This window comes from Marinitoga hydrogenitolerans DSM 16785 (assembly GCF_900129175.1).
Lineage (GTDB): Bacteria > Thermotogota > Thermotogae > Petrotogales > Petrotogaceae > Marinitoga > Marinitoga hydrogenitolerans.
The window spans coordinates 33,157-46,289 of record NZ_FQUI01000016.1 but is presented as its reverse complement, the minus strand read 5'-3'; the positions used below and the strand labels follow the sequence as shown (position 1 = coordinate 46,289).

Here is a 13,133-nt window from a genome sequence, read left to right as displayed (position 1 = left end):
TTATTTGATTTTAGCTGCTAATTCTCTTAGATATCATAATCCTATTTTCAAAGAATATTACTGGAAAAAATTTAATGAATCTAATTCTCATCGTCATATGAGAGCTCTTGTATTAAGCGGTAGAAAACTTGTCAATCTTATTTTTTATTTACTTAAAAACAATGTACCTTATATTCCCATGAAATAATTTTTTCTCATCTTTGTTTTATTATTTATTTTCTTTTATTTTTGAATTTCAATATTCTCAAACTATTAGCTTCTTTTATAGCTAATTATTTCCTTTTTGCTCTTTTTTACTGATTTGACTCCCTACCGGAAATCTTTAAAGAAAATAATTCTTTTAGAATATTATATCATTTTATATGGTATAATAATATTAAATACAAAACGAAGGTGAAACCATGACAAGATATGACTTTATTGCAAAGTATTATGATAAGTTACTAAGCTCTTTAGAAAAAACTACAATGAATGAATTCAGAAAAATATTTGTACCTCAAATAGAAGGTTATACACTTGATCTTGCTGTTGGTACAGGAAATAATATATCATATTATCCTAAAAATTCACATGTTGTTCTTATTGATAAAAGCATAAAAATGTTAGAAATAGCCAAAGAAAAAGCTAAAAAAAGAAATGATTTGAAATTAGAATTTATAAATTCATCTGTAGAGAATATGCCTTTTAAAGATAATACCTTTGATACTATTTTATCAATAGATGTTTTTTGTTCTGTAAAAAATCCTTTCAAATCAATGCTCGCAGTTAAAAATGTTTTAAAACATGGTGGAAAAGGAATTTTTGTAGAACATGGTTTAACAGGAGATATTTTAAAAGATTTCTTTTTATATATAACCACATTAATAACATATCCAACAGTAGGTTCTTCAATGATTAGAAAACCTTTAGACTATATTCAGTCTGCAAATTTTAAATTATTAGAATATGGCCATTTGAAAAATTCATTTTATTATTTTATTGTAAGAAAGGAGTAAAATATGAAATACGAAATTGTATATTTTGATCTAGATCACACGTTACTCGATTTTGAAAAATCTGAAAAAGTTGCCCTTTTTAATACGCTAAAACATTTTTCAATTACTGTGAAAGAAGAATATATAGAAATTTATAAACCCATTAATGAAAAATGGTGGAAACTTTTTTCTAATGGAACATATCCCAAGGAAGTGATAATTGTCGAACGTTTTAGAGAATTTTTTAGTTCTATTGGATTAGATTCAAAATTTGATTTAAACAAAGTTTCTGATATTTATCTTGAAAACCTATCTAAATTAGGCTTTTTTTTAGATGGTGCTGAAAATTTATTGAAAATTCTAAAAGAAAAAAAGCAGCGGATGGCCGCCATTACAAATGGTGTTGAAAAGGTGCAAAAAGGTAGAAGTAAAGCTTTAAACCTTGATAAATATTTTGAATTCATATTAACTTCTGAAAAGGTCGGGAAACCAAAACCTGATCCTTTAATCTTTTATGAAGCTGCAAAATTATCTAATGTTTCTATTAAAAACTCTGTTTATATTGGCGATAATCCAGATTCCGATTATCTGGGTTCAAAAAATGTTGGAATGGATTTTATATTATATGATCCTTATAATAAACATCCAGAATTAGACTGTAAGAAAGTTGCGAATTATACTGAATTATTAAAATTAATAATATAACAAAAGAGGAGCTTCGCTCCTCATGATTTATTATTTATTATTTATTACTTTTTTCATTTTATTCCTATTTTTATATCAAAGAGGAGCTTTGCTCCTCTTTTGTTATTTATTACTTTTTTTATTTATTCCTATTTTTATATCAAAGAGGAGCTTCGCTCCTCTTTGTGTTATGTTATATTTTAAATTGTTTTATTAAACTTTCTAATTCTTCACTTAAATTTGATAATTCTTTTGCTGCTACTGCTACTTTATTGAAATCTTCTTTTTGTTCCAATATTTCACCTTTAAAATTAGCTACATCTTCAGAAACACTTAATACTGATTTATTTGCTGTATCAACTGCTGCTGCTATCTCTTCTGTTGAAGCTGTTTGTTCTTCTGCAGATGCTGCTGTATTATCTATCATCATTGAGATCTGTTCTATTTTACCTGTAATTCCTTCAAATTGTTCAGCAATTTCAAATACCATTTTATTCGTTTCTGTTATACTTGTAACAACATTTTCTGTTTCAACATCAACTTCTTTTGCACTTTCTTGTATTTTTCCCAAAATTACTGCTATTTCTTCTGTAGCTTTTTTACTTTCTTCAGCAAGTTTTCTTATTTCATCTGCAACTACAGCGAACCCTTTACCAGCCTCTCCAGCTCTTGCTGCTTCTATTGCAGCATTTAATGCTAATAAATTAGTTTGTTCTGTTATGGAATTAATTGTATCTACTATTTCCTGAATATTTGCTGTTTCATTTGCTAAAGTTTTTACTGTTTTAGCATTTTCCTTGGCTTTTTCATTTACATTATTGATCTTTTCTTTTACTTCTTCTATATTTTTTGCTCCATTTTTAGCTAATCCTAATACTTCAGATGAACTTTCCATAACTTCTTGGGTGGATCTTGAAACGCTTTGTGCTGCTGCTGCTATTTCTTCTACTCCTGCTGTTGTTTCTTCTAATGATGATGATGCATCTTGCACCTTTGCATTAATTTCATCTATTTCAGAATATATGCTTTCATTTAATTTGACATTCTTTTCTATAGAATTCGCTACATCTTCAGATGTTTCAATTAACATTTCCGATGATTTTTTCACCTTTTCTACCAATATTCTTAAAGAAGTAATAGTTTTGTTCATTATTTTTGCTAATTCTCCTAATTCATTTTTTGAATCAACTTTCACAACAACGCTTAATTCACCTTCTCCAACTTTCTTCATATCTTCAGACATTATTAAAATTGGTTTGACAACAACATTATTAACAAACATTATACCTATAACAAATGCTATTATTATTATCCCAAATACACCTAAATAAATATATGTTTGGTTCCATACTTGGTTTTGAATTACCGATTTTGGTATTGCATCATAAACTGTCCAACCTAACTCAGGTATCTTATAATAAAATGCAAGCTTAATAACATTATTATATGTATACTCGATTGTACCAAAAGATTCTGTTGCTTTTGTGAAGAATTCCATTGCACTTACGTCTATTCCCCATTTTTCAGGATCTTCATGAATTAATGTTATACCTTTTTCGTTAATTATATATGGTGTTTCTTCTTCAAACAATTGATCTCCTAAAAATGCCTCAACTAAATTTTTAATAGATAAGTCAATTCCTAAAACTCCTATAATTTGTCCCGATTCATCTTTGACTGTCTTAGATACAGTGATTAAAATATCTCCACTTGAAGCATCAGCATAAGGTTCGGAAACAACCACTTCACCCGACTTTCCCATTGCTGCCTTATACCATGGTCTTTGTGTTGGATCATATCCTGAAGGTAGTTCGGCATCAGGTTTCATTAACATCGTTTTATCCTTTAATCCTAAATATAATGCACTATAATTCTTATAATGTTTTATTATATTGTCAAAATTTTTGAGCATCCATGTCCTTTCATTATATTTATTACTATAAGAACCTTTCACATTTGCATCTTCAGATAACATATTTGCCATATCAAAAATAGGCTTAAAATGTGTTTTCAAATTTTCAGCTCTGCTTTTTGTTGAAGATTCAATACGACCTTTAATGTTGATAAATGCTTTATTATAGTTCTGATAAGTACTAATTGCCGTAAAAATAATCATAGGCAATAATGAAATTACAATAATAAGCCAAATCATTTGTGTTTTTAAACTCTTCATAAAAATACCCCCCTTTTTTATAGCAAAATTATACCATATATTTTATTTTTTTGCAAAAAAATATTAACTTCAACTCAAATTATAAATATTTATATATTTTTACTATAAGAAGCTATGTATAAATTCCTCATCCATTTAATATCCTCTTCAGACAAAGGATAACCTTCTCCCATCAATTCAACATGATAGGCTATATTTGCACTTTTCTCAATTATTTCAGCAGCAATTAAAGCCTCTTTTAAATTCCTTCCTATTGAAACAATTCCATGATTTGCTAATAAAATTCCATATACACCTATTTTAAACTTCTTTACTGCTTCAAGTGCCAAATCTAGTGTCCCAGGCAATTTATATTCTGCAACTGGTATTTCTCCTCCAATAATCTGCGCCTGATCTTCAATATAACATGGAACAGGCTTTCTCAAAGCAGAATAAATAGATGCATATAGACTGTGAGTATGCACTACTGCTTTTATTTCTGGAAAATTTTTATATATTTCAAAATGCAAAGCTTTTTCAGAAGATGGCTTTAATCCGGAAATATGTTTTTGGCTTTCAAAATCCATAACAGAAATATCTTCTTCCTTTAATATATCATAAGGAACTCCAGATGGAGTTATATATATTTTATCTTTTATCTTTATACTTAAATTCCCCCATGTCCCTTTTATCAACCCTTTTTTCTCAAGATACTCTATTGCTTTTATTATTTCACTTTTCAAGATATCACCCGCCCGTTATTGTAAACTTTAACTGCTTCAGCTAAAATTTTAGTTGCAAATCTTAATTTCTCACTGTTCAATACATAAGCAATTCTAATTTCCTGCATACCTGTATTTGGCGTGGCATAAAAACCATTTAAAGGCGCAACCATTACCGTTGTATTTTCTATACTAAAATCTGTAAGAAGCCATTTAACAAATTTTTCACTGTTATCAACTGGTAATTTTACAGAAACATAAAATGCTCCTTTCGGTTTTTCAAAAACAGCTCCTTCTATCTTAGATAATTCCTCATAAACTGCTAATCTTCTTTTATCATATTCTTTGTAAACTGATTCAATATATGATTTATCCATTTCTAAAAGTCCTATTGTTCCAAGTTGTGCTATCATTGGAGGACATAATCTGGATTGTGCCATTTTCATAACCTGATTATATAACTCTCTATTTTTTGTAGCAAATACTCCTACTCTGGCGCCACACGCACTATATCTCTTTGAAATACTGTCAACAACTATTGTTCTATTATACTCACCAAATGCCATTGTTGAAATATGTTTTGTACCATCAAATGTAAATTCTCTATAAACTTCATCTGAGATTATATATAAATCATGTTTTTTCGCAAATTCAACAATTGTCTTTAATTCCTCTTCACTATATACAGCACCTGTTGGATTTGACGGGTTTGAAAAAATTATACCTTTAGTCCTATTTGACAAAACTGCTTCAAACTCATTTATCGAAGGAACAGCATAACCTGTTTCAGGAAGAGCCCTAACTGGAACTAATTTCACATTTATCATCTCTGCAAATCCTTTATAATTTGCATAGAATGGTTCTATAACAATAATTTCGTCTCCTGGATCAGCTATTGCTCCTAATGCGAAAATAATTGCTTCACTTCCACCATTTGTAACTATTATTTCTTCTGGAGTAAACGGAATATTATTATCTTTATAGTATTTTGAAAATGCTTCTCTTAATTCTATTAATCCTGCTGAATGCGTATAGGATATAATTTCCGGATTATGCTTCTCTATATAATCAAAAAAGGCTTTTGGTGTTTCTAAATCTGGTTGCCCTATATTAAGATGTAATACAGTTTTACCCATTTTTTTCGCCTGTTCTGCATATGGAATCAATTTTCTAATTGGTGACGCTTGCATATTTAAAACTCTTTTAGAAAACTCCATTTATTCAACCTCCCACCAAATTAATTTTCTTATATTTAATTTTACCATAAATGTTAAGGTTTTTTTCATATTAATTTGTAATAATATTATTAAATAATAGGAATAGATTTCTTGTAAAAGAATTTAATTAAAGAAGGTTGGTGTTGAATATGGATTTAGAATATTTAAAAAAATATGGTAAAATTATTGGGGTGGATGAAGCTGGAAGAGGCCCATTAGCAGGTCCTGTTGTTGTAGGAGCTGTATTATTGGAAAATATAAAACAACTAAATTTATTAAATAAAATATCCAATGATTCAAAAAAGATGAGTGAAAAAGATAGAGATATAGCTTTTGAAATAATTATGAAAAATTTTAAATACTCTATAAAAATTTCTTCACCTGAAGAAATAGATATGTTAAATATTTTTTCTGCGACAACACTTGGAATAAAAAGAGCCTTAAATGATTTTAATATCGCTGATAAATATGTTTTGATTGATGGAAAAAATTTCAAACTTAATATGAACAATTATGAATGCATAGTAAAAGGAGATTCTAAGTCTAAAGTAATAGGAGCTGCATCAATTTTAGCTAAAGTTTTTAGAGATCGATACATGAAAGAGTTAGATGAAGAATTTCCTGAGTATAATTTCAAGAAACATAAAGGTTATCCCACTAAAGAACATATTGAAAATATTAAAAAACACGGTGTAAAGTCATTTCATAGAATAACTTTTAACCCTATTAAAAAATTGATGCTAAACAAAGAAATCAAATTTAATAAAAACGAATTCGACTCTATGAGATTAATGAGGATAGGTTTATAGGAGGGAATATGAAAGAATTAGATAATTTTAATAAATTATTGGAAATAATGGAAACTTTACGTTCAGAAAAAGGATGCCCATGGGACAAAAAACAAACCCATGAATCTTTAAAACCTTATGCTATAGAAGAAGCCTATGAATTGGTACATGCTATAGATGGCAAAGACAAGAATCATTTTATAGAAGAATTAGGGGACGTTTTACTTCAGGTAATTTTTCATTCTCAAATTGCAAAGGAAAACGGTGATTTTACTATAAATGATGTATTAGAAAATCTCAATAATAAGTTAATAAGACGACATCCACATGTTTTTGAAAATGAAGGAGAGTATTCTTATGAACAATGGGAAAAATTAAAAGCAAAAGAAAAAGGAAAAAAAGATTTCTCTAAAATTGGGGAATATAATAACGGAATGCCCCCATTAATGAATTTAAGAAGATTAATAGAAAATGCTTTCGCAGTAGGTTATGATCCTTATAAGGATAATGATATAATAAATTTATTATTTGAAGATTTGAAAAATTTGAAAAAGGATAATTTGAATGAAAAATATAATATTGATTTTTTAACGCATTTGATATATTTTTATGTTAAAAATAATATAAACATAGATTCTATCATTTCTAAAGCTGCTCAGGTATTTATACAAAATTACAAAAAATATGAAGATAGGGAGGATTTTAAATGAAGAAATATTTATTTTTAATTTTAGTTTTTTTATTTACTTTTATTTCCCTTGGGGTCATTAAATACAGTGATTTAGATTCTAAAAGTGTAGCAATCATTAATAAAGAAATTATAAATTATGATTATTTCCAATCACAGGCAAAAACTCTGGAAATTTTGAGAGGAATTAATAAAATTAATGATACTTTTTATAAAATATTAGTTGGAACGATAGATGGAAATAATGTTATTCAAAAATATGAAAGAACAAAGTTAGATAGATTAGCTGGTGAAATATTATTTATTCAATTCACAGAGAGTAAAAATATTGATTTAAAAAAAGAAGAATTGTTTAACGCTATTAAAAGTCAAACAGAAAATATTTTTAATTCTTCAAATTTATCAGAAAATGATATTTTATTATATTTAATTTCAAAAGGTTTTGAAAACAAAGAACAATATATTTATAGCTTATACCATGAAAAGTTGTATAAAAACGCTGTTTCCGCTATTTATCAATATTTAATCAATAATATTGATGTTTCTGATGAAGAAATTAAAAATGAATATAATACAAATAAAGATAAATATTATAAACCACAATCTTCAGATTTAAAACTGGTATTCTTTAAGTCTTCTGATGATGCATCTCTGGCATATCAAAAAATAATAGATGGTTATTATTCATTTGATGATATATATAACAATAAATATCCTTCAAGAGAAGCTACTACAATAAAAATAAATATAGATGATCAAACAAATGAATTAATTAAAACAATAAAATCTTCATTTCCAGGAGCAATATTAAAACCTATGAAATATAACAACAATTATTATTCTTTAATAAAAATTGAGAAAAAAACTCCAAAACAACCAATGACTTTAGATGAAGCTAAAGATATGATAATAAATAATATCAAAGATGAAAAAGCCAAACAATTATTTGATAAATTGATATCCTCTGAATTTCAAACATTCAAAAATAATTCTGATATTATTATAAACACTAAATATTTTAAAGGAGATGAATCAAATGGTGACTAAAGAAGAAGTTATGAATGCTTTAAGAAATGTATATGATATGGAAGTTGGTTTTGATGTTGTATCTTTAGGACTTATTTATGAGGTTAACATAGATGAAGAAAACAACGTACACGTATTAATGACATTAACTACTCCAATGTGCCCATTAGCAGGTTTTATAACTGAAGATGCAAAAAATAAAGTGGGATCAATTGAAGGAGTAAAAAGCGTTAATGTGGAACTTACATTTGATCCACCTTGGGATCCTTCAAAAGCATCTGATGAAGTAAGAACAATATTAGGAATATGACATTAAATGAATTTATAAAAGAATTTCAAAATATTTTAGTAAAAAAGGGGATAAAAAATCCCCTTTATTTTGTTGGAAATATAATTTCGAAAATAGACAATATACCTTTAAGTAAAATATTAATAGAAAAAGATTTTGAAATAAAGGAAGAACTACTAAATAAATTAAAAAAAATAATTATAGAAGAATATCCTGTTGAATATATAACTAAAAAAGTTGTTTTTTTTAATGGTGAGTTTTATGTTGATGAACATGTTTTGATTCCCCGAATAGAAACTGAAGATTTAATAAAAATTGCTATTGATATTATAAAAGAAAACAATTATAAAACAATTATTGATATTGGAACAGGTAGTGGTGTAATAGCAATTATTTTAAAAAAATATTTTCCCAATTTGATTGTGTATGGTATTGATATTTCAGAAGATGCTTTAAAGATCGCAAATTATAACGCTAAATTGCATAATGTTTCTATACAATTTATAAAAAGCGATATTCTTAAAGACATAACTTATGATATAATTAAAGATGCTGATTTTATAATTTCAAATCCACCTTATGTAGAAACCGATTTTTATTTTCAAAACAAAGCTTTACATTTTGAACCTAAAATAGCTTTAGAAGCTGGAAAAGATGGGCAATCTTTTTTTCTAAATTTAAGTTATAATTATCCTGATATATTAAAAAGTAAGCATTTTATATTTGAAACCACAGAATTTAATATTGATAAAACAAAACTATTATTATCTAAATTTGGAAAAGTTAAAATTTACAAAGATTCATTTGGTATAAATAGATTTATCGAAAAATTACCTTGGAGGGATTAAAAATGTCTATTAAATCCTCTAAAACAGAGAAAAATTTATTAATAGCTTTTATCGGTGAATCTCAAGCTAGAAACAGATATGATTTTTTTGCAGGAGTTGCTAAAAAGGATGGATATATTAAAATTCAAAAAACATTTTTAGAATTATCTGAAAATGAAAGATCTCATGCGAAAAACTTTTATAAGCATATTGAAGGGGGAGATTTAAATTTAACAGTTTCTTTTAAACCTGGAAAAATAGGAAATACTATTGAAAACTTAAGATTCTCTATAAATGAAGAGATTGAGGAATATTCAAAATTATATCCTGAATTTGCAAGAATTGCAGAAGAAGAAGGATTCAAAGATATTTCTATTTTGTTTAAATCTATAGCTGTTGCTGAAAAACATCATGCTGAAATATTACAAAATTTATTAAATGAAATTGAAACAGGTAATATTTTTAAAAGTAATAAAAAAGTATTATGGAAATGTGAAAAGTGTGGATACATCATGGAAGGTTTTGAACCTCCAGAAAAATGCCCAGCTTGTAATCATCCAAAAGCTTATTTTGTAAAAATATAAAAATAACCTAGAGGTAATTTTGCCTCTAGGTTATTTTTATATTATACTATAATTGTTCTAATACATTTACACATCTTGGGCATGCGTCAGGATATTTTTCATTTGAACCAACCTCTGGATGTATTTTCCAACATCTTTCACATTTTTTACCTTCTGCTTTAACTACTTTTACCTTTGCATATTCTCCATCAAAACCATCATCAACAATTCCTAATTCAAATTGTGATGTAATAAATAAATCCGCAACAAAATATGGATCGTATGAAGTTAATATCTCTTTTAATTCTTCTGATTTAGGTTCAACAATAATTTTTGCATCTAGAGGATGTCCAATAAATTTTTCTCTTCTCTTTTCTTCTAAAGCTTTAGTAATATCTTCTCTTAATTTAAATATTCTATTCCATTTCTCTTCTAATTCCTTATCGAAATATTTTGTATTAACTTCAGGCCATTTTTCTAATTGAACAGTTTCATATTTTTTAGTTGGTAAATATGTATAAATTTCTTCTGTCGTAAAAGCTAATAATGGAACCATTAACTTAGTTAATACAACAAGTGCTTCATACATAACTGTTTGTGCAGACCTTCTTAATTTTGATTTTGGTAATTCTGTATATACTCTATCTTTTATTATATCTAAGTAAATAGAACTCATTTCTACTGTACAGAAATTATTTATTAAATGATGCACTCTGAAAAATTCATATTTTTCATAAGCATCTGTTACTTTTTCTATTAATTGATGAATTTTTATCATTACCCATTTATCCAACTCTTCCATTTCTTCATATAATACAGCATCAGTTTCAGGATTAAAATCAGAAGTATTACCTAATAAAAATCTTATAGTATTTCTGTATTTTCTATATACTTCTGTTTGTTGCTTTAAAATATCAAAAGATACTCTAATATCACCTCTATAGTCACTAGAAGCTACCCATAATCTCAATATATCTGCACCATATTTATCTATTACATCAAAAGGACTGATGACATTACCTAAAGATTTTGACATTTTCCTTCCATCTTTATCCTTTATAAATCCATGGGTTAATACTGTTTCATATGGCGCTATTCCGTTTTTAGCAACTGATAAGAATAATGAACTCTGGAACCAACCTCTATGCTGATCTGTCCCCTCAAGATATAAGTCAACAGGGTATTTCTTCAAATCATCTCTTACATTGACAACAGCGTCCCATGAAGAACCTGAATCTATCCATACATCTAATATATCCTCTTCTTTATTAAAATGTGTCCCTCCACATTTAGGACATTTGAAATCTTCTGGTAAGAAATCTTCAACATCTCTTTCATACCATGCATTTGTTCCTTCTTTTTCAACAATTTTTATAACATTTTCCATTACATTTTCATCTAAAAATGTTTCACCACATTCTTTACAAGATATCGCTGGAATAGGAATTCCCCAAGCTCTTTGCCTTGAAATACACCAATCTGGTCTTTCTTGAACCATTGAGGTTATTCTATTTACCCCCCAATCTGGAATCCACGTTACTTTATTAATTTCATCTAATGCTTTTTTCCTTAAATCATTTTTATCTACAGAAATAAACCACTGTTCTGTAGCTCTAAAAATAACCGGTTTTTTACATCTCCAACAATGTGGATATGAATGTTTAATATCATTTTTACCTATTAAATGTCCGGAATTTTTTAAATCTTCTATGATTATCTTATTTGCTTTCCAAATATGTAATCCTGCATATTTTCCTGCTTCGGAAGTAAATACACCTTCATGATTAACAGGGGATAAAACAGGTAGTTTGTATTTTAAACCTGTTTGATAGTCATCTGCACCGTGTCCTGGTGCAGTATGTACACAACCGGTACCATCTTCTAATGTTACGTAATCTGCTAATACTAATACAGACTCCCTATCCATAAATGGATGTTTTGTCTTTTTATATTCCAAGTCTTTTCCTTTAAATTTATCTACTATTTTATATTCTTCAATTCCAGCAACTTTTAATAAATTTTCTACTAAACTTTCAGCTAAAATCCAGTTTTCGTCTCCAATATTTATCTTTACATAATCATACTCAGGATGAACAGCTATTGCAACGTTTGCTGGCAATGTCCATGGTGTTGTTGTCCAGATAACAACATATGTGTTTGGTTCATCTACCATTTCAAATTTAACATATATTGATGGTGATGTGTGATCATGATATTCAATCTCAGCTTCAGCTAAAGCCGTTTCACAACTTGGACACCAGTATATAGGTTTTTTGCTTCTGAAAACATTACCATCATTTACCATCTTTTTCAATATATCTAAAACTTTTGCTTCATATTCAGGCTTTAATGTTAAATATGGATTTTCCCAATCACCTCTAATACCTAATCTTTTAAACTCTTCTTTTTGAATTTTTACATAGTTCATCGCATAATCTTCGCATAATTTTCTAATTTCCAATTTACTCATTTGCTTTGCTTTTTCACCCAAATCTGTAGTTACCTTATGTTCTATTGGAAGCCCATGGGTATCCCAACCTGGTACATATGGTGCATTATACCCGCGCATTACTTTATATTTTATTATTATATCCTTTAAAACTTTATTTAAAGCATGACCTAAATGAATATGACCATTTGCATATGGAGGTCCATCATGCAAAATATATGTTGGCTCATTTTCTCTTTCTTTTCTAATATAATGTTCAAGATTCAATTTTTCCCACTTTTTTAATGTCTCTGGTTCTTTCATTTTTAAATTTGCTTTCATCTTAAACGATGTTTTCGGCAAATTTAACGTATCCTTATAATCCAATGTAAAGCACCTCCATTAAATTTGTAAAAGTCTATTTATAGTATCTTTAAATTCTGTTAGATCCAACGATTTTACAACATATGCATCTGCTGCCCATGATGCCATATCACTTTTATAATGACTATAAGCGGTCATCAATATGATTTTTTTATTCGGATATTTCTTTCTAATTTCTGCAGCTAATTCTAAACCATTCATCTCAGGCATTTCTATATCTAACGATATGATGTCAAAATTCTGATCTTTTGACAATATTTCTAATACTTTTTTAGCGCAATTTGCTTCAATTACTTCATGACCTGTATCTTCTAATTCTTCTTTTAATAAAAGTCTAATATTATCTTCATCATCAACAATTAAAATTCTAGCCATATTAACCCCTCCCAAA

General features: G+C 27.7%; 13 protein-coding genes and 1 pseudogene. 9 read left to right on the top strand and 5 right to left on the bottom strand.

The features are described 5' to 3' along the window. The 3 genes and pseudogenes from BUA62_RS11740 to BUA62_RS05985 all read left to right on the top strand — a co-directional run. Nucleotides 1-187 (top strand): annotated as a pseudogene (locus BUA62_RS11740) (IS110 family transposase); the annotation flags it as partial. 214 nt (nt 188-401) lie between these two features. Continuing rightward, on the top strand, nt 402-995 hold the full coding sequence (locus tag BUA62_RS05990; RefSeq protein WP_072864495.1) for a class I SAM-dependent methyltransferase: 594 nt from the start codon (nt 402-404) through the stop codon (nt 993-995). A gap of 3 nt (nt 996-998) precedes the next feature. Continuing rightward, the gene (locus BUA62_RS05985) at nt 999-1,679 is read left to right on the top strand and encodes a YjjG family noncanonical pyrimidine nucleotidase (RefSeq protein WP_072864493.1); all 681 of its coding nucleotides are present in this window, start codon (nt 999-1,001) and stop codon (nt 1,677-1,679) included. Between the two features lie 172 nt (nt 1,680-1,851). Here the strand turns inward: BUA62_RS05985 and BUA62_RS05980 are convergent, their stop codons facing one another. From BUA62_RS05980 to BUA62_RS05970, 3 genes are all read right to left on the bottom strand, one after another. Continuing rightward, nucleotides 1,852-3,831, bottom strand: coding sequence for a methyl-accepting chemotaxis protein (locus BUA62_RS05980; protein ID WP_072864491.1), 1,980 nt, complete (start codon nt 3,829-3,831; stop codon nt 1,852-1,854). Nucleotides 3,832-3,920: 89 nt separating this feature from the next. Then, a complete protein-coding gene (locus tag BUA62_RS05975; protein WP_159429502.1) occupies nt 3,921-4,553 on the bottom strand; it encodes a class II aldolase/adducin family protein in 633 nt (210 codons plus the stop codon). Further along, a complete protein-coding gene (locus BUA62_RS05970; RefSeq protein WP_072864487.1) occupies nt 4,550-5,749 on the bottom strand; it encodes a pyridoxal phosphate-dependent aminotransferase in 1,200 nt (399 codons plus the stop codon). The genes BUA62_RS05975 and BUA62_RS05970 overlap by 4 nt, the downstream gene beginning before the upstream one ends. A gap of 149 nt (nt 5,750-5,898) precedes the next feature. Between BUA62_RS05970 and BUA62_RS05965 the strand changes: the two genes are divergently transcribed. Genes BUA62_RS05965 through rbr form a run of 6 tightly spaced genes read left to right on the top strand, consistent with a single transcriptional unit; the run spans nt 5,899 to nt 9,951 of the window. After that, nucleotides 5,899-6,558: a ribonuclease HII gene (locus BUA62_RS05965; RefSeq protein ID WP_072864497.1), complete on the top strand. Its 660-nt coding sequence runs from the start codon at nt 5,899-5,901 to the stop codon at nt 6,556-6,558. Between the two features lie 8 nt (nt 6,559-6,566). Then, nucleotides 6,567-7,247 carry a MazG family protein gene (locus tag BUA62_RS05960; protein ID WP_072864485.1) on the top strand — a complete coding sequence of 227 codons (681 nt, stop codon included), beginning with the start codon at nt 6,567-6,569 and terminating at the stop codon, nt 7,245-7,247. Beyond that, nucleotides 7,244-8,272, top strand: coding sequence for a peptidylprolyl isomerase (locus BUA62_RS05955; RefSeq protein ID WP_072864483.1), 1,029 nt, complete (start codon nt 7,244-7,246; stop codon nt 8,270-8,272). The genes BUA62_RS05960 and BUA62_RS05955 overlap by 4 nt, the downstream gene beginning before the upstream one ends. Beyond that, on the top strand, nt 8,253-8,561 hold the full coding sequence (locus BUA62_RS05950; protein ID WP_072864481.1) for a metal-sulfur cluster assembly factor: 309 nt from the start codon (nt 8,253-8,255) through the stop codon (nt 8,559-8,561). Before BUA62_RS05955 ends, BUA62_RS05950 begins: the two co-directional genes overlap by 20 nt. Beyond that, nucleotides 8,558-9,388 (top strand): N5-glutamine methyltransferase family protein, encoded by an 831-nt coding sequence (locus BUA62_RS05945; protein ID WP_072864479.1) that lies wholly within the window; start codon nt 8,558-8,560, stop codon nt 9,386-9,388. The genes BUA62_RS05950 and BUA62_RS05945 overlap by 4 nt, the downstream gene beginning before the upstream one ends. Nucleotides 9,389-9,390: 2 nt before the next feature. Beyond that, entirely contained in the window at nt 9,391-9,951 is a 561-nt protein-coding gene (rbr, locus tag BUA62_RS05940) for a rubrerythrin (RefSeq protein ID WP_072864477.1), read from the top strand. A gap of 46 nt (nt 9,952-9,997) precedes the next feature. Here rbr and ileS read toward each other — a convergent pair whose 3' ends face one another. Together ileS and BUA62_RS05930 are read right to left on the bottom strand one after the other, a co-directional pair. Next, the gene (gene ileS / locus BUA62_RS05935) at nt 9,998-12,745 is read right to left on the bottom strand and encodes an isoleucine--tRNA ligase (protein ID WP_072864475.1); all 2,748 of its coding nucleotides are present in this window, start codon (nt 12,743-12,745) and stop codon (nt 9,998-10,000) included. A 15-nt stretch (nt 12,746-12,760) separates the two neighbouring features. Continuing rightward, nucleotides 12,761-13,117, bottom strand: a complete 357-nt coding sequence (locus BUA62_RS05930; RefSeq protein WP_072864472.1) for a response regulator — start codon at nt 13,115-13,117, stop codon at nt 12,761-12,763. Nucleotides 13,118-13,133: the final 16 nt, after the last annotated feature.